The following is a 24,043-nucleotide window of genomic DNA, read 5'->3' as shown; positions in this document are numbered from 1 at the left end:
TTTTATTTTCCGTACACGTATTTTTCCACCGTTTTCTCAAAATGGCGGATGCGGATTTCCTGGTAGTTGCCTAAGGTCAACCCCGGTTTGGCACTGGCTTCCAGGCCTTCCTGTTCCAGTAACAGGTTCTCGGTATCCTGATCCAGAATCGCGCCAAAGCCTGGGTCCATACCCTCTGCTTCGGTGAAAGATTGATGTTCCTCCAGGCGTACCTCACAGGCGGGTTCCGGACGCTCACCATCTTTGGGCACCGGGCGCAGGAAGAACACCTCGTAAATACACTTGCGATGGTCGCCTTTCACCGGGCGGAACCGATACACCATTGGCAGGGAGATTCCGGGGAACAGGAAGGTGTTGGGGAACACAGTGTAAGAGAAGCAGTCCAACAGCTCCGAATCAGACACAGCGCTGAGATCCGTATTGGTAGCCTGCTCAAACATGCCCCGCATCATATCCGCCATACGTTGGCGCGCGGTTTCACCTTCCTGCAACTTGCGGTCTGCTCCCTGCAGCACCGAGCTGTCCCCCACGGTAAATTGATCCAGAACGTCCTGTTCGCTGATCCGGCCCTTGAGGTGCGGACTCACCACGCCGAGGGTGGAGATGAAGCGGTTTACATGCTCGCCGTAAGTATCATACTGGGAGTTGGCATCGCCATTGGAGGGCGCCACCTGAGGGTGCGTTTCCAGCACGTGATAAGCTTCCATAAACGCTTCCATGGTGAGTTTCCAGTTGGCCGGAATCACCTTGGTTACATGGGCCACGATATAGCGATCTTCCAGCTTCCATTTATTGATGTGGGCCATGGCATCTGCGCCGATGTATTCCGCCAGGGTAGGGGCATTCTCATCCATGTTGACGAACACAAAGCCGCCCAGGGTTTCCACTTTGGCCTGGGGCAGGCACATGCTTTTCTTATCAACATGGGGGAAGTCCCAATCGCAGACCACGTTCTTGCTGGTGCCGTCGATATTCCAGGACCAGCCGTGGAACGGACAACGAAACTCACTGGCGCAGCCTTCGGTGCCGGATGCCCGAAGTTTGGTGCCCCGGTGCAGGCAAGCGTTGTAATAGGCGCGGATATCGTTTTCCGCTACCCGGGTGATGATGAAGGAGTAGTGCTCCAGGTCATAGACATAGTAGTCGCCGACTTCAGGAATATGCTCTTCACGACAGGCAAACTGCCAGGTTTTTTTCCACAGGGTCTGCAGTTCTTTTTTGGCGAATGCGGGATCGATATAGCGATCAATGGATATGTCCTCGTCACCCAGGAATTCGTAACTTTCGGAACACACCCAGTCCGGCGCAGACACTTTGTCACGCGCGATGATTTCCTGGGTACTGGGAGCATCCGGACAGCGGGCTTCACCTTTTTCAAACTTGACTCGAATATTCATTGCAATCTATCTCCGAAAATCGTGGCAGGGGCTCATTGAGTCAGGGCATTCTTATGCAGTGAGCCATCTTTCATAATCATTGTTAAGTTGTTGGCATCCACCAGTACTGACGGATCAGCGATGGGGTCACCGTTCACCAACAGCAGATCTGCCAGGTAACCTTCCTGAACCAGACCCAGTTTTTCATCGGTACCCATGGTCATCATGGCGCCGCCGTTGGCGGTGGCACACACCAGCGCCTCTTTTGTGCTGTAGCCGAAGTACTGCACAAAGAAGCCCACATCCCGGGCATTGGTGCCGTTGTGGCTCCAGGCGAAGCCGTAGTCACCGCCGATGGTGTGGCGTATGCCGCGTTTGCGCAGGGCGTTATGGGTATCCTGGGATGCTTCCAATAAACGGTCGATTTGCATGGCGCGGGCGATTTCATTGCTCATATACGGCTCAGCCTCATACAGCAGGGTATGAAACAGGCTGACGGTCGGGGCCACGAACACGCGATCACGGGCTTCCTCAAACAGATCCAGGGCTTCCTCATCAGTGAATTCGCAATGGTAGAGCACGTCCACACCGGCTTTAAGGCAGACCTTGGCGCCCTCGATGGAGCGGACATGGGCATTCACCCGACGACCGAAGGCGTGGGCGGTATCCACTGCCATTTTCACTTCGTCAAACGTCATGGGCGTGGTATTGGCGGGCGTTCCCGGGTAGAAAGGGTCACCGGACACATCCAGTTTGATGTTGTCGCAGCCTTCCCGGCAGGCAAGTCGCACGGCTTTGCGCATTTCCTCAGGTCCATCCACTATCATGGACGGGCCACCGGGCCGCGGATCGTGCAGTCGGCTTTCATCGCCCATGGCACCGGTTACGGAGATTTCCAATGAACCAGCCCGTATTCTAGGGCCTTTCATATGCCCCTCGTTGATGGCGTTACGAACCGCCACACCCAAGCGCAATTTGGCTTCAGAGGCCCCCCAGGCACTGGTAAAGCCTTGATCCAGCAGGCGCGCTGCCACCCGGGCAGTGAGGAGGGTATGTTCTTCCGGGGGTGGAGTGATCAGATCGGCGGTTGCAGTCACGTTATCAAAGGACAGGTGGGCGTGGCCTTCGGTCATGCCGGGCATCAAAAACTGGCCATTGGCCTGGATCACCTCGCAGCCTTCCGCCGGCAGTTGGCCTGGCGCCATCAAAACCCGTTTGATGCGGTTTCCCTCGATTAAAACATCACCGGGGTAGGGGTCTGCTCCGGTTCCGTCGAAGATGTTTGCTCCTCGTATCAGTACTTTGCTCATAGCGCGCCTGTTGGCCTCCTTTTTTAGATTTCATTATGCCTGTCGGGCAAAATGGTCAAAATGACCTCAAGCGCACAGCCAATTGACTCGTATTGCAGGGTTACTTATCCCGTTTGATCTAAATCAGTAGACTCGCGTTATCCCACTGCAAAACGTTCAGGAGATAACAATGATAAGGGGTATTCACCACGTTGCCGTCCATGTGCACGATCTGGACAAAATGATCCGGTTTTACCGGGATGCTTTCGGGTTCGAAGTGGTTGGAGAACCGTTCGGGTGGGAGAACGATGAGTTCATCGATCGCATTGTGTCCGTGAAGGGCTCCGCCGCCAGAGGCGCCATGCTACGGGCCGGCTCCTGTTATTTCGAGCTGTTTGAATACAGCGCGCCGCAACCGGGCAACACCCGTGGGCTCAATCCGTACGACAAGGGTTACACGCACTTCTGTGTGGATGTTACGGATATCAAACAGGAATTCGAGCGTCTGCAGAGCTTGGGCATGACCTTCCCGGAACCGGAGCCCATCAACGTCGGCCATGTAATCACCATCTACGGCCGAGACCCCGAGGGCAACCTGATCGAAATTCAGGAAACCATCGACGAGAACTGTGACTTCCCACTGGATCAGCTTCCGTCTATCCCCGCAAAGCAATAATCAGCCACATCAGAGCCAGCAACATACGAAGTAATTTCACTGCATGACACAGACCGCCGTTACACTCGATGACAAATACGTCCAGCCCGCTGGGCAGGTATTTTTGAATGCCAACCAGGCGCTGGTGCGCTTGCCGCTGGATCAGGCCCGTCGCGACCGCGCCATGGGGTTGGCTACCGCCGGCTATATCTCGGGTTATCGGGGCTCCCCCCTGGGCGTGTACGACTCCGCGTTGTGGAGCGCACAGAAGTTGCTGGACGAACACAACATCGTGTTCAGGCCCGGCCTCAATGAAGAGCTGGCCATCAGCGCCATTCGCGGCACCCAGGAACTGAAATGGTTTGGCCAGTCGGATCTGGACGGAATTTTCGGGCTTTGGTACGGCAAAGGCATCGGAGTGGATCGGGCCTGTGAATCCATGAAACTGGGTAATCTGGAGGGCGCTTCCGCCGCCGGTGGCTTTTTGATAGTGGCGGGTGACGATCACGGGGGAAAGTCGTCAGACAGCGCTCATCAATCCGAAAACACGCTGATGGCGGCCATGGTGCCCATCCTCTATCCCGCCAACATTCAGGAGATCATCGAGTTTGGGCTTCTGGGTTGGGCCATTTCCCGCTACAGCGGGTGTTACGTCGGATTGAAGACCATTACGGACACCCTGGATCTTTCCGCCTGTATCGAATTACCCGATGCCTATCACCCCTACCAGATTCCCACCGATGTGGAGATCCCCCCCCAGGGCCTGAACTTGCGACCGAACCTGCCGGCACTGGAGGAAGAACGCTGGCTGGTGGACTACCGGTTACCCGCCGCCACCGCATTTGCCCGCGCCAATCAGGTTGATCGCATCGTCCTGGATGGCGTGCAGCGCACGTTGGGTATCGTCGCAGCAGGCAAAGCCTATCTGGATGTGCGCCAGGCACTGGATGATCTGGGCCTGGACGAAACCCGTTGCGCCCGGTTGGGCATCCGCCTGTACAAGCCCGGCCTGATCTGGCCCATGGACAGGGTGGGGTTAACCCAATTTGCAAAAGGCAGCCGTGCGCTTCTGGTAGTCGAAGAAAAAAGGCCGGTGATGGAAGAGCAGATTGCCCGTCATCTTTATCACCTGGAGGGGGATCTGCGACCGGAACTTGCCGGCAAACAGGATCTGCAAGGCGCACCCTTGCTGCCGTCGGTGGGGGAACTCTCTGTCGGCAAAATACGGCATGCCATCATCCAGGTTCTGACCCAGCTCGGTATTGGCGACGCTGAAGCCAGCCAGCGTTTGCATCATTTCAGCCAACTGGAACGGCAAGGAGTGGCGTTGGGCAGTGGCGTCAATCGCCCAGCCTATTTCTGTTCCGGCTGCCCGCACAATACCAGCACCAAGTTACCCGCTGGCTCCAAGGCTATGGGGGGAATCGGGTGCCACGGTCTGGCCGCAGTGGTGATGGAGCGGGATACCATGCAGTTCATGCCGATGGGGCACGAAGGCTCCCCCTGGGTGTCGGTTTCCCAGTTCGTGGACACACCCCACATGTTCCAGAACATCGGCGATGGCACCTACTCTCACTCTGGAATCCTGGCCATTCGTGCGGCTGTGGCTGCCAAAGTGAACATCACCTACAAGGTGCTCTATAACGACGCTGTGGCCATGACCGGCGGACAACCGGTTGAACAACAGATCACACCATTGGATATGGTGAATCAAATGCTCTCCGAAGGCGTGCGGCCGGTGTATCTGGTATCGGATAATCCAACCCAGTACCGTCATCTCACTATGCCAAAGCATTCAGCGTTGTTTCACCGCGATGAGCTGGATCGACTGCAGAGGGAATTGCGTGAGACCAAAGGTGTCAGCGGTATTGTCTACGAACAAACCTGTGCCACAGAGAAGCGCCGGCGCCGCAAGCGCGGCTTGATGGATGATCCGCCGCAGCGCTTGTTCATTCACCCCGAAGTGTGCGAAGGGTGTGGTGATTGCTCGGTGCAATCCAACTGCATCAGCATTACGCCCCTGGAAACCGAATTTGGCCGCAAACGGCGTATCGATCAGTCCACCTGCAACAAAGACTACAGCTGTGTAAAAGGTTTTTGTCCGTCGTTTGTGACTGTGACCGGCGCGGCAATTGCCACGCACCTGAAGGGCAATGCAGAACGGATTAACGAATTGATCGCCACTTTGCCGGCACCCGCAATCTCACCATTGGATCAACGGGGTTTCAATATTCTGGTTGCGGGGATCGGTGGAACCGGCGTGCTGACCATCGGTGCCTTGCTGGGTATGGCCGCGCATCTGGATGGAAAAGGGTGTACCGTGTTGGACATGACGGGCATGGCGCAAAAGGGTGGGGCGGTTACCAGTCATATACGCATCGGCACCAACCCCCAGAGCATCTATACATCGCGCTTGAGTGAAGGCATGACCGATCTGCTGCTGGCCTGTGACATGATTGTCGGGGCCAGTGCGCCGGTTCTGAAAACCGTCCAATCTGGTAACACCAAAGCCATCCTGAATAACGATGTCGCACCCACCGGGGATTTCCAAAGCAACAAGCACCTGGATCTGGGAGAAGCCCGCTTGCGTGCCGCTATACTGAAAGCACTGGCCGGTGGCACCACTTTCGATATTCATGCCAGCAAACTGGCCACTGACCTCACCGGCGACAGCATCGGCACCAACATGCTGATGTTGGGCTATGCCATTCAAAAAGGCTTGCTGCCACTGACGGTGGAATCCATTCAGGAAGCCATTCGACTCAATGGCACCTTTGTTGAAGGCAACCTGCGCACTCTGGCACTGGGTCGACTGGCCGCCCACGTGCCGGCTGCTTTAGCCGCGGAGCTTTCGGCCGGGGCGGATGCAGAATTCGAGCTTCCGGATTTGAGCACGGTGGACGCGGTGCTGAAAAGCCGCGTCAACCTGCTCACCCGATACCAGAATCAGGCTTATGCCCTTCAGTATCAGGATTTCGTTACTGACGTGCGTAGACAGGTGAAACACAAGCAGTTGGACACCGCTGAGGCTTTTAGCCGTGAAGTGGCGCTGACCCTGGCCAAGCTGATGAGTTACAAGGACGAGTATGAGGTGGCGCGCCTGTACAGCGACCCTTCATTTGCGCAACGCCTGAAGTCACAATTCAAAGGTGACTACAGCATCCGATTTAACCTGGCACCGCCTATACTGCCCGGCCGGGATAAGGCCACCGGGCGCCCCAGGAAACGCGCCTTTGGGCCCTGGATGCTGCAGGGGTTTCGTTGGTTGAGTAAATTGAAGTTCTTACGGGGCACGGCATTTGATCCCTTTGGCTATTTTGCGGAACGCAAGATGGAGCGGCAACTGATTGAAGAGTACCGACGCCTGATCCTCGAGGTGGTGGCCAGGTTACGCGATGACAATCTGGAAGCCGCCATACACCTGGCAGGTGCTGCCCGCGAGATCGGCGGCTACGGACCGGTGAAGGCGGCATCACTGAACCAGTATCGTGCCCGCCTGCCAGTGCTGAAAAAAGCGCTTGATGCTCAACCGGAAGAGACGCAAACCGCGCCCAGGAAACTGCAGGTCACCCAGGCTTGATATGACTTTGCCCCTAACGGGCATTGATCAGCGACAAAAACTCGTAGCGGGTGGCTTGGTTATCCCGGAAGGTTCCGAGCATGGCGGAGGTTTTCATCACCGAGTTCTGTTTTTCCACGCCCCGCATCATCATACACATGTGCTGGGCTTCAACCACCACACCCACACCGGCAGCACCCACCACGTCCTGAATGGTCTCGGCAATCTGAGTGGTGAGCTGTTCCTGGATTTGCAGACGACGGGCGTACATATCCACTATACGCGCCACTTTGGATAAACCCAGCACTTTGCCGGATGGAATGTACGCCACGTGGGCACGACCAATAAAGGGCAGCAGGTGGTGTTCACACATGGAATACAGCTCGATATCTTTCACTACCACCATCTCACTGGCGTCGGAAGGGAACAACGCATTGTTGATGACGTCGTCCAGCTGTTGATGGTAACCACGGGTCAGATATTCAAACGCCTTGGCGGCCCGCTCCGGGGTCTTTTCCAGACCAGGACGGGTAAGGTCTTCTCCGATGGCGGTGATGATGGCGGCAAAATTTTCTTTCATTGTTCAGGTCTCTTTTACTGCTGATCTGGATTTTAGCGTGGACTAATGCAGGCTGCGGATAGGATGGACTCGCTACTATAACACACTGCTGTTGATTAGAAACTGCTGGAGATCGTCCGGAGTATCGATGTCACTGAGCACCGCTGGATCATCCACCTGCACCTCGATGGGCTGGCAGCGTTTCAAGATAGCGCGCCCACCCTGGTCACCCTGCAATTGGGATAGTTGGGAAAACTGTGCTTGTTGAAAGCCCACCGGATGCCCCCATCCACCTTCATATACCGGAACAACCGGTTCACCCTGTTGTTGCCGTTCTACGAGGGCCTGGATAAGGCTTTGAATGGTGTCCTGGCGGATGCCGGGCATGTCTGCCAGTGCCACCAGGGCAGCCTGCCACTGCTGTTTTGATGCCGATTTTATAGCGGCCGCCAGACTGTCACCCATTCCTAATCCGTGTTCATTCTGAGTCTGCCTGGGGAGCAACAGAAGCTCTGCATCGGCGCGTACAGCAGACTGGATTTCCATGGGCAGATCATCACTGGCGACCACCAGCTTGGGGCCGGGAATCACCGCTAAGCTGGTAAGCGTGTGTAACAGCAGCGGCTTCCCATTTAACAGGGCCAAGCGCTTATCTGAGCCAAAGCGGCGAGAGTATCCCGCGGCCAGAACGATGGTTCCTATGCGTGCAAGGCTACTCATGATCGTTCCCGCTTGCGTCGCAACTGGGTCAACTCCGCCAGCACGGACACCGCAATTTCCGGGGCGGTTTTACTGCCAATTGACAACCCCACAGGTGCATGCAGGCGTTGCAACTGTGCCTCGGTCACGTCCAGCTGCCGCAGTCTTGCAATACGCTGTTCCGTGGTACGTAAGGAACCAAGCGCACCCACATAGAGGTTGTCCCGGGTCAGCGCCTCCATCAAAGCCATATCGTCGATACGGGGGTCATGGGTCAGGGTGATCACAATGCTGAATGGATCGCTCCCATATTGCCTCACGACGTCGTCCGGCATCCCCAACACACACTCACAGGCTTGCTCAGGGCCAATGATATGAGTCTGGAAATCGTCCAATTTGTCGGCGCGCGGATCGGTCACCACCACCCGATAGTCCATCAAGCTCCCCATCTGCGTCAGGCAGCCCGCAATTTGGCCTGCACCCACCAGCAACAGGGTGTAACGGGGGCCGTAAACCTGCACCCACTTTTCTTCCGATAGATAGAAGGGTTTAAAATTCGTCACTTGCCGCAGGCTGGACACACCCGTCTCCAAATCAACGGATCGTTCGATGCAGGCGCGCCGCTCAAGCCTGTCATTCACCGCACGCAGTAAATTCAGATTAGAGACATCCAGTTTTTCCACCAGTACTGTCAGGTAGCCACCGCAGGGGAGGCCAAGGCGGGCATTTTCCTCAGCATTGAGTCCGTACTCCACCAGAGTCGGGAACCCTTCAGTGCCACCGGAAAGCAGCTTGGCCACCAGATCATCCTCCACACAGCCACCAGACAGTGCACCCACCACCTGACCATTTTGGTTGCAGGCCATTAACGAACCGGCCGGGCGGGGAGAAGAGCCATGAGTCGCCACAATGGTACACAACCAGGCGCAATGCCCGTCGGCAATCCAGCCTTGCAGCGTTGCCAGCACCTGATGATCAAGACTGTGCATGGTAAACCCTGTCTGTGGTTAAACTATGGGGTAGTTTGTGCATACTGGTTAAGGCCCCGTGTAATCCAGCGTTTCCTGTTTGGTGTCCGGCGATTCCGCCTGCCAACGCACCGAGCCGATGGGCCGTTCCAGCTTGCGCCGCACGTGCGTTGGCCCAGTGAACCGATTGAATATTTTAACCTCACCATGAGTGGCCAGGTCGATCTGCGTGTAGCGGGAACGCATTCTGAGATAGTCGCCCCAGGTTGGGCAATGAAAGCGCTCCGTCCAGAGATCGGGGTTTTCGATGTCCCGTGCCAGCGACCAATCATAGGCCCCGTTGCGCAGCCGGACTTTCTGCATGTGAAGCATGGCGTTGTAGAACTGGCGGGCCTGCTCCGGCGCAATGTCGTAATCGATCTCCAATACAATGGGGCCGGAGCGCATGGTCAGATCCAGCGCCACGTTCGGTTCATTGGACAGTTCAATTTGCTCTATGTCTTCATCGGCATCCTTCGGTACGGGTAACAACCAACCAATCAGGATGGTCAGCAGCAAGGCCAGGGCGGAAAGCATCATAGCCTGCTGCACCGAATAGTCCGACGCCACCAGCCCCCAAACCCAGGAGCCAATGGCAATGCCGCCGGCCGTGCAGGTCTGAAACATGGACAACGCCCGCGCGATCACCCAGCGGGGTGTGGAGAGTTGTACCGATATATTCAACAATGACACCACCAGAATGCTGGCCCCGCTGGCCACGAACAATGCCAGGCAGGTGAGCACCAGAAACTGGCTGAGCCCCACCACCAACAATGACCCAGATCCTATCAACGCCAGAATTTTCAGTGTGCGCTCAGTGTGGGTGAGGGCACGAATGTGGCTCACCGCCAACCCGGCGGTCACCGCCCCCACACCGCTGACCCCCAGCAATAATCCATACATGTCGGCGCCACCACCCAGCACATCCCGGGCAATCAGGGGGGCCAATGCATTGGCGGAAGCGATACAAATACAAACACTGAATGAGCGCAGTAACGCCCGCTTGATGGGAGAGGAGTGTTGCGCATAGCGCAGGCCGGAAATCACTGCCCGTCGAAAGCCTTCTGGCGGCAGACGGGAAGGGGCAACGTTCCTGCGCCATAAATAGAATGTGATGAATAATGGAATGTAAAAGATTGAGTTGACGATGAAGGCGTAGTTGGCCCCAAAAGCCATCACGATGATGCCACCCAAAGCGGGGCCAACACTGCGCGCCGCATTGTAAGCCACAGAACCCAGGCCGATGGCCGCGGGTAACTGGTCCGGGGGGACCTGCTCCGGAATCGATGCCTGCCAGGAAGGCGCATAAAACGCGACCCCGCATCCGATCATGACCGTAAACAGCAACAGCATCCAGGGGGTGGTGTACCCGAGAAACGCCAGGGAGGTCAGAGTAATGGAAGTGATGATGGCAAAAGCCAGGGAGCACAGGGTAATTAACCTGCGGTCAAACATATCCGCCACCGCACCGGCCACAATGGCCACGAGCATGTAGGGCGCCATCAACGCGGTTTGGGTGAGAGCCACCATGGAGGGGGAGTCGGTGATACGGGCCATTTCCCAGGCCACCCCAACCCCCAGTATCAAATGCCCAAAATACGCAAATACACTGGCGGACCAGATATTACGAAAGTTCTTATGCTTTAAGGGCGTAAACGCACCGACGTTCTTATTACTCAAAGATCGACCCAGACCGTTTATTATTATACAACAATGGTGTTTAATAGATTATCCAGTATTCGGGCGCCCCAGGCAACCACATTCAATATATTGAACATTATAAGAATAACGAGATTAGGTTCTGGCAAACAACGATGAAATCCAAAAGTGGTGAATTTCGATCCGGATGGACGGCCCTCCTGGCAGCAACATCCGGCATGAGTGCTGGGCTTGGACTGAATGCCTACGTCAACAATATATTTGGTCCCTATTTGCTGCAAGCATTTGATTGGACCAAATCTGAGTACGCCCTCAACGGGGCCATTTCCATCATCACGGTCTTCTGGATTCCGTTTATCGGTCGTATGGCGGACTTGTTCGGTGTACGCACCGTTGCCGTGTTCGGTATCGTCGCCTATCCCATCAGTTTTATCCTGATGAGCCTGTTGACGGGTGATGTGAAAGTTCTGTACGCCATTCACTTTATGCAGGTGATATTCTGCGCATCCACCACTGCGACGGTGTATTGCCGAGTGGTGGCGGAACGCTTTACCCGCCAACGGGGCCTGGCCCTGGCGGTTTGTGCGGCGGGGCCCGCCGTGACCGGGGCGGTCGCCAGTCCACTGTTGACCGGGTATGTGGACCTGTACGGTTGGCGTTCCGGTTTTCACGCCATGGCGGTGTTTTCCGGGGTTTTGGGCATTCTGGCCCTGATACTGCTGCCCAAGCGTGCCCCGGAACGGCGACAAAATGCGGCCAGACAAAGTGCCCGCAAAGACTATCCCATGATTTTCAAAAGCCCTGCCTTTCGCATCATTGCCATCAGCTCGTTCCTGTGCAGTCTCACTCACGCCCTTGCCACTTCACAACTCAAAATTGTGCTCGCCGATCACAATGTGTCAGATGTGGCGGCAGGGTACATGGTGTCGGTGTTTGCGGTGGGGGTCATCATCGGCCGGTTGATCGCCGGTGTTGCCCTGGATAAATGGCAGACCCACATTGTGGCCGCCATTGGCATGGGCCTGCCGTGCCTGGGTTGTTTTATTCTGGCCACAGGCACAGAAACCCTGTTACTACTCGGTATTGCCATCGTATTGATCGGTCTGTCGTTTGGAGCGGAGGCGGATATTCTTGCTTACGTCACCGCGGAATACTTTCCCATGGCGATTTACAGTACGGTGATGGGATTGTTGACCACGGCGGTGGGACTGGCCATTGGATTGGGGTCCGGGTTGTTGAGTTTTATGCTGGCGAAAACAGACAGTTTCACCGCGTTCCTGTTACTTGGGGGTACCCTGGTGTTCTTCGGTGGCATTAACTTGCTGCGACTGGGGGCTCACCGGCCAGCGCAGACCGAATCGGCCACAGCTTCGACAGTTGCAAGCTGATATCCATAATCACACTGCCATATCACTGTGGCTCCAGTGGTTCAAAAACACCTGCATAAGGTGCAATTGAGACCGAGCGGGTTCATTACGCTCAATGATTGGGTCAGTTCGGGTACTTGCGGCGTTGAGCCCCTCGAGACCGGACAATGTCCTGATTGGGCCTCGCAACAGCCAGCTCAACCCCATTGAGCCCATATAAAGGTTCAAGTGCCGTTTCAACTGTTCAATGTCTAGTTGAACACCACAGCCCGCCTGATACGTCGCTATGAACAGGTGCAGCAGGCCGTCTAGATGTTCATTCCAGAGGTCCAGTTCCGCACCACTCAAGCAGCCCCACAGAGCCATTGCGACATTCATCTGGCTGACATTACCCCAATCCAACAGTCCGCATTCCAGCGCGCCGCTGGGCTCACGCCAGAACCAGGCGTTATCCACATGAGCATTCCAATGACAGAGTGCGATCATGTCCGGTTCACTTTGCAATAGGGCGTGAATATGCGGTTGATGGTGTTGGAACTGACATGCCTGCCGTCTGAACCGAGCAAGAAATTCCGCACTGCGCAGATGCGCTGGAATCAAGCCTGGATAGGTTTTGCAAAACTGCGCGTAACGATCGACGTTTTGTTCCAGCTGGCCTGGCTGCAGGGCGCGTCTGGGGCCTACATCCAGCTGTTCCGGTTGGAAAGGAAATTGGCGTTCAACTTCATCCCGTAGCGAGCCATTTTTGCTGGCGGCAGCCAGCCTTGCCAGATTACGAATCAACGCCCGGTAGTAGGGAAGACTGTCACCCAGTCGATAATCCATGGCCTTGGGGCGTTGGGGTTCCACGTCACCCTCTCCGTAGGGAATACACTCCGTGATCATAAGCCCGGTACCGGTGCGGTGCTGGAAATCCGCAAAGTAGCAAGTGGGTACCACGATGGGGAACTGCGGTAACTGGGATAATTGAGCAAATCGAATTTCCAATGCCATCTGTTGCCGGGAAGCATCACGGATCTCATTGCTGAAATCCCGGGAGAACTTCACAAACAGGCGTTGCTTCTTGCGCGAAGTCGCGGCTGCTATCTCAACGGTTAACAGTAATTTGGTTCCGGTGCTACCGGCATGGATGATCTGGCTGTCTAATATGCTTTCGATTGAGCGCGAGGCGTTGCCGGTCGCATGGATTGAAGCTGCATGCTGAAACGCACGATTCAGAAACGCCGCTCCACTTTTCAATAGTGCGTCCGGGTGAGCGGGTATATCCAGCCCATAGGTATCACCCGTCACCCAATCGACCGTGTTGTTCTGGCGGAAAGCGGGCATCAGGTCAACAATAACGCCGCCTGGCGATCGTGCATTGCCCCAGCATCATGTGAGACGTGGGTGAGTCAATCAGGTTGTGGGGAAAGCAGGTCTCAATATCACTGACCTGTTGCAGTTGCCGGAGGTGTTCATCGCTGAATTGAATGGTAAGTGCCTTGAGGTTCTCAGCCAACTGGTCAAAGGTCCGCGCCCCGATAATAGGCGAAGTTACTGAGGGGTTCTGCAGGGTCCAGGCCAACGCAATCTGTGAAGAAGTGCTGTCCAGATCATGGGCGACCGCAGCGACGACTTCGGCAATATCCAACGCCTGTTCGGTAAGGCGCCCCGTAGCCAGATTAATATTCTTGCGAGAATCCAGTGCTGAAGGCTTCAAGCTCAGATCGTCGCGGCGGTACTTTCCGGATAACACGCCGCCGGCGAGGGGAGACCAGGGCAACACGCCTAACCCCATCTCGGTCGCCATACTCATGAACTCCCGCTCCACCGTACGCTCAGTGAGATTATAAGGAATCTGCAAAGCCACCAATGGTGACCACCCCCGCAACTGGGCCAGGGTCTGCAGGCGCGACACCTGCCAGGCCGGGGTGTCCGATATGCCCACATAGAGGATTTTTCCGGCGCGAACCAAATCATCAAACGCCCGCAGGATCTCTTCAACCGGTGTGAGGTTATCCCACAGATGCAGGTAGAATAGATCAATGTAATCCGTATTCAATCTCTGCAGGCTGGCCTCAACGGACTGAATCATGTTTTTGCGATGATTGCCGCTGGCGTTGGGGTCGCCTTTTTTCATGGTCAGGCTGTATTTGGTCGCAACCACCAGTTGCTGGCGCCGCTCAGCCATCAGCCGCCCCAGTATGCGCTCGGATTCCCCATTGGCGTAATAGTTTGCGGTATCCAGGCTATTGCCGCCCAGCTCAATAAAGTGGCCCAACATTTTATCTGCCTCACTGAGCTCCGTTCCCCAGCCCGGCATACCGAAGGTCATGGTTCCCAAGGTCAGAGGCGAAATTCGCAAACCGGAGCGCCCCAACAGCCGGTAGTGATCCAGTTGTGAGGTGGAGTCAGGCATCACGCCACGGCCTGCGCAGAGGCACTTAGGGTAGCCGATGAATCGGACTCCACCTTCACGCCGGCTGCAGCGGCCATATGATTGGCCGCCACGAAGCCAAAGGTTGCCGCTGGCCCGATGGTACCGCCGGCACCGGGGTAGAGGTTGCCAAAGGGGTTGCCGGAATTGTTCCCCGCTGCGTACAGCCCGGGGATGGGCTTGTTTTGGCCATCCACTACCTGTGCCTGGGCATTGGCTTTCAATCCACCCTTGGTGCCCAGATCTCCCAGGTTGATGGGGACAGCATAGTAGGGCGGGGTATCGATTGGTCCCAAGCAGGGATTGGGGGCTACACTGGCATCGCCAAACATTTGGTCATAGGCATTGCTGCCGCGGGCGAACTCGGCATCCGTACCGGTGCGGGCGTACTCATTCATGTTGCCCACGGTCGTCCGCAATTCACTGGCGGAAATTTGAATTTTCGATGCCAGTTCGTCGATGGATTCCGCTTTGAACAGGTAATGATCCCAACAATCCGCAGGAATACGCCAATCCGGCATAATCATGCTTGGCAAAAAGCCGCCGGCAGTGAATTTTTTGCGAAAATTGGCATCGAACACCAGCCAGCAGGGGGTATTGGCGCCGGTCTTGAGTTGATCCTCCACCATTGCAATTCCGAACTCGTCATAACTGCAGGCTTCGTTCACAAAGCGATGGCCATTGCGGTTGACGCAAACACTGTGGGGGCGCCCCACGTCGAAGGCGGCCTGATGGATCTCGTCGAAGTTGGAGGCGCTGTCCATGGGCTTGTGCATAGTAGGAATCCACCAGCCAGCTTCGGTGTGTTCAGTGGCGGCCCCAATGTTCATGCCCGCAATCAGGGCCTCGCCCCGGTTGGCATCCTCTGGCGAACTGCTGTGGCGGGTCAGTCCGGGAACCTGGAAAAAGCGTTCCCGGAGTTCCTGGTTCCATTCAAATCCCCCGGCCGCCAGAACCACGCCATGACGGGCTTTAAGGCTGTATTCACGGCCGAAGGTCTGCACCAATACACCGCTGACGCGGTCCCCATCCATAACCAATTCCCGCAATGCGGTCTCGGTTCGCACCTCCACACCTCGATCCAACACCTGCTTGTACAGATGTCCCATCAAGGCGGCCCCCTGGGTAAAGCGTCGATCCCGACTGCTCAGCAAGCGTGTATTGATATCCGACCAATAGCGCCAGAGCATTTTCAGAAAAACCTTTATCCAGCCCGGTGCACGGGTTGAGATGGCAAAGAACTCGGCAATGTCCATGGCATAGCGACGGAATATCTTGAAGCGGTTGTACTGTTCCCGCATGCCGACAAAATGTCGATCATCCAACAGCCGGCCGTCAAAGGTATCGCACAACACTGAACGGTCAGCACGGGCCTCCGGCGCCGTTTGGAAGTAGTCTGGCCAGGCCGCCTGCATCAGAGGAATGCCAACCGAGGTCAGGAACCGGGCCATCTTTGGCGCCTGGTCCACATAGGCTTCCAGGCGATTCTGCTGTACCTCACTGCGTAACAGGCTGTTGAGGTAAGTGAAGGTTTTATCTTTGCTGTCGTCATTGGGCGTCAGTTGATTATTGGGAATCCACATAACCCCGCCCGAGGTGGCAGAGGTGCCACCGTATTTATGGGCCTTTTCCACGATCAGTACCGAAAGCCCCAATTCAACCGCCCGCAGGGCAGCCACAGCCCCTGCTGCGCCGGAACCCACAACGATCACATCATAGGTTTCAATCGCGCTCATGACATTTCTCCGTATGTTCTTGAAGGCAGGCCTTACAGTGATTCCGGTGCGACCGTGACCCGTAATCCGTCCATATTTTCCGCCAGCTCAATCTGACAGCATAAACGGCTGTTGGGCTTTCGGGTTTCAAAGACCATATCCAGGGTCATATCCTCCACGTCATTGGGGCCGCCAACAACAGACTCCCAATCCGGATCAACGTAGATGTGGCAGGTGCCACAGGCACATCCGCCGCCACACTCACCCAGGATCCCGGCCACCTCATTGGCCGTAGCGACCTGCATGATGTTCTCGCCGACCCCGGCGTCCGTAATCACTTTTTCTGTTCCGCCGATTTCGACAAAGGTAATGGTAATCTCACTCACTACAGGTTACTCCTTACTGATTTCTGCCAACGCCTGTGCCCGTGCATCCATAATTTCCCGCAGGTGATTAACCGGGTCACCGGCTGTGATGCCGCCATCAATTGGCAATACAACGCCCGTAATCTGGGCAGCACGATCACTCACCAGAAACAGCACTGTTTCTGCGACATCTGCGGGTTTACCGTGCCTTTTTAACGGTTGATTCGAATCGAAAGCGGGGGATATGGCCTGCTTCACTCGTTCTATCTGATCGTCGGTCATACCAGGCATGGAAAACGCCGTCAGGCTGGTCCGGATATGCCCGGGTGCCAGGCAATTCACTCGAATGCCGTATTCCGCCAGATCAATGGCCAGTGATTTGCTGAACATAATCACTGCCGCCTTGGTCGCCCGGTACGTCATAAGTGCCTGCCCGGGCAGGATGCCGGCAATGGATGCGTTATTGATGATCACGCCACCCCCGTGCCTGGACATGTAGCGCCCCGCACTGCGACTGCCCGCCATAACACCCAACAGGTTGATTCCTACCACTTTATCGAAGTCAGCCAGATCGTCATCCAGAAAGCGCGGATACTGCGCACCGGAGATGCCCGCGTTGTTGAACATGATGTCCAGACCGCCAAAATGCTCCACGGTGAAATCCACCAGCGCCTGCATCTGTTCTGGACTGGAAACATCAACTTTACGATAAAATGCTGCATCCCCCAGTGCCTGCACCAACTGTTCGCCTTGCTCGTCATTGACGTCAGCGATAACCACCTTGGCCCCTTCGCGCACAAAGGCCTCCACGGTAGCACGCCCGATCCCGCCAGCACCGCCGGTTACGATGGCGACTTTTCCTTGCAGATCCTGTTTCATATCAGCCTCCAGGTGATGGCAAAACGCTTACTCATCAGGACACCACCGGAGCGGAAGTCGCGTCAATTCTTCCAGCGGCGCCCTTCGCGGCAGGCCGCTTCTTGAGGGTAATCGGCAGGGAGGAAATGGAATGGGTGGCCACCGTTTTCTGATACGTGACATCCTCCGCCGGAATTGCCAACGTGATGTCACTGACCCGCTTAATCAACTCCCTGGCGGCCACCTTGATTTCCATTCGAGCCAGGGAGGCACCGATGCAACGATGAATTCCGACACCGAATGCCACATGGGTGCCGGTGTTGCCGCGGGATACATCAAACGTGCGCGGGCAATTGAAGTGGGACTCATCATCATTACCGGAACCGTACAGCACCAGCATGTGGGCGCCCTTCGGCAGTTTCACACTGCCCAACTCAGTGTCACAGGTCGCCATCTTGGCCAGACCACGAACCGGGGGGGCAAAGCGCAATAGCTCCTCCACAAATCGGGTCAGGAAGCGCTCGTCTTCCACATTGTCATAGAGTTGATGTGCTACCTGGGGCTGGGTTGCCAGAATGAAGAGCAGATTGCCTATGGCGGTTGCAGTAGTGTCGTTACCGGCGATGATCAGGGCCCGCACCAGCGATACCGCCTCACCGAATTCAAGCTTTCCACCGTCCTCGGTACGGGCATGAACCAGGTCCGAAATCATGTCTTCCTTGGGTTCTGCTTCACGATCCCGCATCTGCTGTATGATGAAGTTCTGCAGCTCACACACCTTGAGGGCATTCTTGACCATGTCTTCGCGGTTCTGCATGCGCCCGATCTGGGCGGTAATGGCTTCGGACCATTCTGAGATCTTGTTACCGTCGTATTGATTGATGCCCAACTGTTCACAGATCACCGCAATGGTGAGCGGGATCGCAAAATCCTTGACCCCATCGATCACCGTACCATGGTCTGCTTTGTCTGCCATCTGGTCCACCAGGTCGGCGATGATGCGGGTAATTACAGGCTCCAGGGTTTTTACCCGATGGGCACTGAATGCACCGTCCATCAATTTTCGAATTCGGGTGTGTTCCGGTGGATCACTCTTAATGACATCCGGGAAAAACCCGCCACCTTGCTCTATCAGGATCTGCTTGAACTCCTCGAAGAAGCCACTGGCATACTGAGCTTCGTAGCCCTGCTTGTCGGAAAACGTTTTCGGATCACGGAGCAGGGTGACGATATCGTCATACCGGGACACCAGCCACATACCCAGTTTTTCATCATAATGCACCGGATCTTCGTTACGCAGCTTGGTGTAAAATGCCTGCGGATGAGCCTGGATTACCGGATCAGTCAGCGACATATCGCCGAGTGCCATAGCTTCCAGGTGTGCCGGGCAACCACTGCCTTGGGTCGTATTTTCACTGCTGGACATTTTATCCTCTCACTATTCTTGAATGGCTACGCAATGCCGGTTACTGCAACGAGCTGGAACCCGCACCGTAATATTTTGGGGACATTGATTTGATGGACTTGGTTTCCATGGTCTTGGCGTCTTTGGATTGGGCATCCTCGGACTTCATCGCATCGCGTTGGGCAAGCCGGTTGTTGCGGTACTCGCGGGGGCTGACCTTATACACACGTTTAAACAGACGGCTGAAATGGGCAGGGCTTTTGAACCCGATTCGAAATGCCACTTCTGAAATTGAGATGTCATCGGCCATACTGGAAGACAGCCATTCGTGGGCCGTCTTCAGCCGCCAATCCCAGATCAGGGTCGGAAACGACGTGCCGTGCTGGCGCATGAGGTGCGACAAATAGCGACGAGAGATACCACAGGCCTGCGCCACCATTTCTGCGCTGAGTTTGGGGTCCGACAGGTGAATCTCAATGAAACGCAGAACATCCTGGCGCCGCTTCTGCGACAGTGATTGGCGCTCGTGCAGGGAATCCTCACAGTTTTTCAGGCGTTCAGCCAGTACTGCCAGGGCGTTGTCCACCAGAATGTGTTCAACTCGCTCGGACAACTCCTCTGAATCGTCATAGACTTCCGTCAACATGGCTTCGGCGATACGGAATTCGCGCTTCTTGGCAGACGTGCAAAACCCGGCGTTGATTTCCGCTGACACAAATTTTCGGAAGATATGGGAGGGAACGACAATGTGCAGAACTTCGTGCAAGTCCTGATCATCGGTTCGACACTCCATGGAAAACGGTGCCATGGATTTGGTCACCAGAAAATCCCCGGCATGGGCTATACTGGTGCCCGCCTGGTGGTTGATATAGAGGCTGCCTCGCTTTACAAACCAGAGTACCGTGACATCGGTGGCATCCTCCCGGATATGGGACCAGGTGCGACGAAAGGACAGGTTGGTGCGTGATTGCAGACGGATGATGGAGTAGGCCCCCACCGCTTTCTTATCGGCCCGCACATCAATTTTTGACCCACCATCGATGCTGTATTCTCCCAGGTAATACTCCTGGTTGTTCTCACCACGGAAAGTGGACTGGCATTCGTGATAGTTGCGCTCATCAAATGCGAATAGTTTTTCTGTCATTTGAGCTCTCCCGGACCAGGCGAGGCCCAAATGCTCGGCCAGAACCTGTCTCTCTCTTTGCCACCGGATGGCAGCCTGATTACAACCTGACTTTGACTATATCCGGCCCTTGCCGGCAACTCTCTCCAGTCAACGATATTTCATGTACATTTCGTGCAGGGACAAGTCCGTCACCATTCCATCGCCACCGCTCACCGGATAACACCGCTCCCATCGAGCGCCCGGCGTTCTGCCTCAGTGAGGCCAAGCACCTCCCCGAAGATATAATCATTGTGTTGCCCCAAATTTGGCGCTGCATTCTCGATGGTTGCGCCTCGACTCATCTTCCAGCCGGGCCCCACAATTGTTTGCGACTGGCCGTCCGGGCCATGGACTTCACGATAGAACTCCCTGGCCCAAAGATGGACATCAGAAATCAATTCAATGGAATTCAGGCTTTTGGTGGCGGCAATCCCTAACTGCTGTAGTTTTTCCACCAGCTCATCCGCCCTCTGGCTTTGGGTCCAGCTTGCCAGGCAATGATCCAGAGCGTCCTCATTCGCCTTGCGTTGGGGCAGGGTGGTAAACCGACTCAGGTTGACCTCTGCGCCGGTGCTCGGTGCCGCAGTCAACTGCTGTGCCAGCGTGTTCCAGGCCCTATCGTCGCGCACGGCTATGCAGATCCACTCGTTATCCAGACAGGGATAGACCCCGTGGGGTGCCATCTCGGGATGGCGGTTACCGGTACTGGTTGCGATCTCTCCGTTCAGGGTAAAGCTCATCAGCGCATCGCCGATCATGCTGCTCATGGCCTCCACCGCAGATACGTCCACATACTGGCCGCGCCCGGTTTCATTGCGATGGTAGAGTGCGGCAACAGTGGCCAGCGCAGCAGCGGCACCGAAGGTGGAATCGGCATAACGAACATTCATGCCGGCCGGGGGCTCGCCTTCGTAGCCCACCAATGCGCTGATCCCCCCCAAGGCAGCAAAACAGGGGGCATAACCGGTCTGATAACTTAATGGGCCCTCATTGCCGTACATGCCCATTGAGGTGTAGACAATATCCGGTTTAACCGCTTTTATTGTCTTGTAATCCAATCCCAGGCGCTGCACGGCACCGGGTCGCAGATTCTCGATCAGAACATCGGATTTCTGCACCAGGTCCAGCAACAGCCGAATCCCCTCATCAGATTTCATATCAATCTGCACGCTAAGCTTTTCCGGGTTCACCGCTTTGAATCCCGGGGCATTGTTGATGTCTGAGACACCATACACCCGAGTTACATCCAGCGACTTTTCGCTTTCCACGCGGATCACTTCTGCACCCAGGAACGCCAACAGTTTGCCGGTATAGGGGCCAGCCCAGACTTTGGTCAGCTCCACCACCCGAACACCCTGCAAAGGGCCACCACGATGTCGTTTAGTCATTGTGTTTCACCTGCGCCGGTTGTGTTTGGGGTTGTTGCCATTCGAGCGTCTGGCGTTGCCCCAGCAGCGGTGCCGGGCTCAAGGGTTTCGCCGGGGTTTCACTCATGCGGTATGGAACGGTGGGGTATTTCAAGTTGCCGAGGACCGGGTGCTCCAATCCAACGAAGAACTCCCGGAACTGGTATTGCGGCGAATTCACCAGGTCCGCCGCGTTGTTCACGGCAACCAACGTTACACCCAGCTTCTGCGCCTGTTCGGCCGCTTGTTGTTTACCTTGGGTTTTTAACCACTGTACCAAATGCCGACGGCAGGTAGCGACGCGCTCTGGTGTGCACGCCTTTTCCAACCAATTCTCGGGAAACTCGTGCATCCAGGCAGGGTCTCCCAGCAGCTGACGTAACCCCTGCCAGTGGGCCGGGGCCGACAACCAGATATATACAAAACCATCTTCACAGGGAAAAATTCCGGCGGGGCCAGACAGGTCGAACGCCGAGCGGCACTGGCTCACGTTCATGTCGCCGCCCACCATCTGCGCCAACACATAATCCACCCGCGACGCCAGCACCTCCTGCTTTGAAATTTCAATGAACTGGCCTTCACCGGTCTGGCGCTGAGCGAGCAACGCGGCACTGATACAGAGCGCGGCCTCAAGCCCCGCTTCGTAACTGGGAAGGAAACGTCCGGCACCATTCAAAGGGGGCAGGGCAGGGTCGCCGCCAGTGGGGGTATGGAAACCCCATCCGCTACTATGGAATACATTCAGGTCTTCAGCATGCAATCGATCCTGGGGTGGCTCCAATCCGAAATTCGAAATAGAACACACCACCAAGCCGGAATGCATGTGTTGCTGTTGGGTGGCGTGCAAACCCAACGCACTCAGCCATTCCAGGGAATGGTCATCAATCACTGCATCGACCTGGGACAGCAGCCGTGAGAGGATGGATTTGTTCTGCAGCAAATCCAACTCGATGGACTGCTTGCCAGTGTTCAGGTACGCAAACAATCCACTGCTTTCAACATCCACATTCCTGGCATCACTTGTCTTACTGCCTGGAGCAGACGCAGGCTGCACCTTGAACGGCCCCATGCGACGGGTAGGGCTGCCCACCCCGGGAGTTTCGATTTTGATGACTTCAGCGCCGAAATCCGCCAGCAGCTTGCCGCAGTATTCACCACTGACACTTTCCGCCAATTCCAGTATTTTTACACCGCTCAAGGCCGCCATAGAGTCCTCTGTGGTTCATATTTTTATTCATTTATTCAATAGGTTAGAGACAACCACCAGGCTCTGTTTCACTTTCTGTGTACAACACCACTGTTGTACAGTAGGATAATGAATTGCGGGCCTGATTTTCACCCCTGACACTTGGCAACAGCATCGCCCTGAATTCTAGGTTTTCACAGGCAGGGTATCGTTTCCTGACAGAAGGTGAGATTCGATGAACAGTTGGCGCGGCCCCACAGTCAAACCTAATAAAACACTAACAAAAGGTGACGGCTCATGAATGAAAACGCTTTTTTTAGCTTGGACGGCCCACTGGAAGTCATGCCATCGGAGCGTCAGATGCGGGTTGCCAATCTGGGCGCTTTTCCCGTTCTGGCCCGCAATCTGGGAGCAGACCCCAACCGATTGCTGGAACGTCATGAAATTGATCCCTACAGTCTGCGCGATCCCGACCATTACATCGATTGCCAGTCCTACGTGGACCTGCTGGAGGACTGCAGCAGCCAGTTCAACGATCCCTTGTTCGGCCTGCGCCTGGCACAGGTGCAGGAGCCCGACGTGTACGGCTGCGTTACCGCACTGTGTCGGGCGTCTTCCACCATGCGCGAAGCCATTCATTGCCTGATCAAGTTTATTCCCGTCACCCATTCGCCTGCGGCTATGCAGGAATTAGTGGTCAACGAAGAATTGGCCATGTTGCGTTGGGGTGTACGCACGGATCTGGGGGAGAACAAACAGGCTAACTACCAAGCCGCCTTGCTGAACCTGAAACTGCTGCGTCAATTGGGCGGTAAGAACTTCCGCCCCAATTACGTCAACCTGGCGGTGGATACCCGCCATCGTGATATTGATGAGCTTGAACATCAACTTGGGTGCCGCTTTAACGGGCGCACCACAGAAAACGTCATTGCATTCCCCTCGGCTTATCTGGACCAGCGCATCAGCAGTGCCAATCGGTTGTTGTTCAAACTTCTGGGAGGCTATCTCAGTAAAGTAAAAGAAGCCGCCCGCACCACATTGGTGGACCGGGTGCAGGACTACATACGATCATCACTGCCGGAAGGCCAATGCACCATTGAACGCTGTGCCGCGAAGATGGACATTTCGGTGCGTACACTGCAGGCAAAACTGAGCGAAGCGAACCTGAGCTTCTCCGATATTCTGGAGGAACAACGAATTGCCTTGGCCCAGGGGTATTTACGCCAACACCAGATTTCCCTGGACGATGTGGCCGCCAACCTCGGTTATTCAGAACAATCCAGTTTCGGCCGTGCTTTCAAACGCTGGACCGGCGTGACACCAAAACAATACCGACAGAAATCATTGGTCAACTAAT

Annotated in this window: 19 protein-coding genes; 4 read left to right on the top strand and 15 right to left on the bottom strand. The window is 55.7% G+C overall.

Features of this window, described 5'->3' with window-relative positions; translation table 11 throughout:
* Nucleotides 1-2: 2 nt before the first annotated feature.
* Both D9N14_RS14665 and D9N14_RS14660 read right to left on the bottom strand, forming a co-directional pair.
* A complete protein-coding gene (locus D9N14_RS14665; RefSeq protein ID WP_290580990.1) occupies nucleotides 3-1,397 on the bottom strand; it encodes an aromatic ring-hydroxylating oxygenase subunit alpha in 1,395 nt (464 codons plus the stop codon).
* Between the two features lie 32 nt (nucleotides 1,398-1,429).
* Nucleotides 1,430-2,686, bottom strand: a complete 1,257-nt coding sequence (locus D9N14_RS14660) for a metal-dependent hydrolase family protein (RefSeq protein ID WP_290580988.1) — start codon at nucleotides 2,684-2,686, stop codon at nucleotides 1,430-1,432.
* A gap of 169 nt (nucleotides 2,687-2,855) precedes the next feature.
* Here D9N14_RS14660 and D9N14_RS14655 point away from each other — a divergent pair, with 169 nt between their 5' ends.
* On the top strand, nucleotides 2,856-3,341 hold the full coding sequence (locus D9N14_RS14655; RefSeq protein ID WP_290580986.1) for a VOC family protein: 486 nt from the start codon (nucleotides 2,856-2,858) through the stop codon (nucleotides 3,339-3,341).
* A 43-nt stretch (nucleotides 3,342-3,384) separates the two neighbouring features.
* On the top strand, nucleotides 3,385-6,900 hold the full coding sequence (locus tag D9N14_RS14650) for an indolepyruvate ferredoxin oxidoreductase family protein (protein WP_290580984.1): 3,516 nt from the start codon (nucleotides 3,385-3,387) through the stop codon (nucleotides 6,898-6,900).
* 13 nt (nucleotides 6,901-6,913) lie between these two features.
* Here D9N14_RS14650 and folE read toward each other — a convergent pair whose 3' ends face one another.
* The 4 genes from folE to D9N14_RS14630 form a co-directional block, all read right to left on the bottom strand.
* Nucleotides 6,914-7,459 (bottom strand): GTP cyclohydrolase I FolE, encoded by a 546-nt coding sequence (gene folE, locus D9N14_RS14645; protein ID WP_290580982.1) that lies wholly within the window; start codon nucleotides 7,457-7,459, stop codon nucleotides 6,914-6,916.
* 75 nt (nucleotides 7,460-7,534) lie between these two features.
* Nucleotides 7,535-8,158 (bottom strand): nucleotidyltransferase family protein, encoded by a 624-nt coding sequence (locus tag D9N14_RS14640; protein WP_290580980.1) that lies wholly within the window; start codon nucleotides 8,156-8,158, stop codon nucleotides 7,535-7,537.
* A complete protein-coding gene (locus tag D9N14_RS14635; protein WP_290580978.1) occupies nucleotides 8,155-9,126 on the bottom strand; it encodes an XdhC family protein in 972 nt (323 codons plus the stop codon). Before D9N14_RS14635 ends, D9N14_RS14640 begins: the two co-directional genes overlap by 4 nt.
* A 48-nt stretch (nucleotides 9,127-9,174) precedes the next feature.
* Nucleotides 9,175-10,824 carry an MFS transporter gene (locus tag D9N14_RS14630; protein ID WP_290580976.1) on the bottom strand — a complete coding sequence of 550 codons (1,650 nt, stop codon included), beginning with the start codon at nucleotides 10,822-10,824 and terminating at the stop codon, nucleotides 9,175-9,177.
* A gap of 197 nt (nucleotides 10,825-11,021) precedes the next feature.
* On the opposite strand from D9N14_RS14630, the gene D9N14_RS14625 reads away from it, so the two are divergent.
* A complete protein-coding gene (locus D9N14_RS14625; protein WP_290580974.1) occupies nucleotides 11,022-12,191 on the top strand; it encodes an MFS transporter in 1,170 nt (389 codons plus the stop codon).
* 9 nt (nucleotides 12,192-12,200) lie between these two features.
* Here the strand turns inward: D9N14_RS14625 and D9N14_RS14620 are convergent, their stop codons facing one another.
* The 9 genes from D9N14_RS14620 to D9N14_RS14580 form a co-directional block, all read right to left on the bottom strand.
* A complete protein-coding gene (locus D9N14_RS14620; RefSeq protein WP_290580972.1) occupies nucleotides 12,201-13,460 on the bottom strand; it encodes a hypothetical protein in 1,260 nt (419 codons plus the stop codon).
* A 40-nt stretch (nucleotides 13,461-13,500) separates the two neighbouring features.
* Entirely contained in the window at nucleotides 13,501-14,568 is a 1,068-nt protein-coding gene (locus D9N14_RS14615; RefSeq protein ID WP_290580971.1) for an aldo/keto reductase, read from the bottom strand.
* Nucleotides 14,568-16,322: an FAD-dependent oxidoreductase gene (locus D9N14_RS14610; protein ID WP_290580968.1), complete on the bottom strand. Its 1,755-nt coding sequence runs from the start codon at nucleotides 16,320-16,322 to the stop codon at nucleotides 14,568-14,570. The genes D9N14_RS14615 and D9N14_RS14610 overlap by 1 nt, the downstream gene beginning before the upstream one ends.
* Nucleotides 16,323-16,354: 32 nt before the next feature.
* Entirely contained in the window at nucleotides 16,355-16,687 is a 333-nt protein-coding gene (locus tag D9N14_RS14605) for a 2Fe-2S iron-sulfur cluster-binding protein (protein WP_290580966.1), read from the bottom strand.
* Nucleotides 16,688-16,693: 6 nt separating this feature from the next.
* Complete coding sequence (locus D9N14_RS14600; protein WP_290580964.1) at nucleotides 16,694-17,545, bottom strand: SDR family oxidoreductase; 852 nt, start codon at nucleotides 17,543-17,545, stop codon at nucleotides 16,694-16,696.
* Nucleotides 17,546-17,579: 34 nt separating this feature from the next.
* Entirely contained in the window at nucleotides 17,580-18,950 is a 1,371-nt protein-coding gene (locus tag D9N14_RS14595) for a cytochrome P450 (RefSeq protein WP_290580962.1), read from the bottom strand.
* Nucleotides 18,951-18,990: 40 nt separating this feature from the next.
* On the bottom strand, nucleotides 18,991-20,073 hold the full coding sequence (locus D9N14_RS14590) for a helix-turn-helix transcriptional regulator (protein WP_290580960.1): 1,083 nt from the start codon (nucleotides 20,071-20,073) through the stop codon (nucleotides 18,991-18,993).
* Nucleotides 20,074-20,264: 191 nt separating this feature from the next.
* Nucleotides 20,265-21,482, bottom strand: coding sequence for a CaiB/BaiF CoA transferase family protein (locus D9N14_RS14585; protein WP_290580958.1), 1,218 nt, complete (start codon nucleotides 21,480-21,482; stop codon nucleotides 20,265-20,267).
* A complete protein-coding gene (locus D9N14_RS14580; protein WP_290580956.1) occupies nucleotides 21,475-22,707 on the bottom strand; it encodes a CaiB/BaiF CoA transferase family protein in 1,233 nt (410 codons plus the stop codon). Before D9N14_RS14580 ends, D9N14_RS14585 begins: the two co-directional genes overlap by 8 nt.
* Before the next feature lie 276 nt (nucleotides 22,708-22,983).
* Here D9N14_RS14580 and D9N14_RS14575 point away from each other — a divergent pair, with 276 nt between their 5' ends.
* Entirely contained in the window at nucleotides 22,984-24,042 is a 1,059-nt protein-coding gene (locus D9N14_RS14575) for an AraC family transcriptional regulator (protein WP_290580954.1), read from the top strand.
* Nucleotide 24,043: the final 1 nt, after the last annotated feature.

Origin of the sequence: Ketobacter sp. (assembly GCF_003671495.1) — a bacterium.
Lineage (GTDB): Bacteria > Pseudomonadota > Gammaproteobacteria > Pseudomonadales > Ketobacteraceae > Ketobacter.
This window is presented reverse-complemented; position numbering and strand designations above follow the sequence as displayed.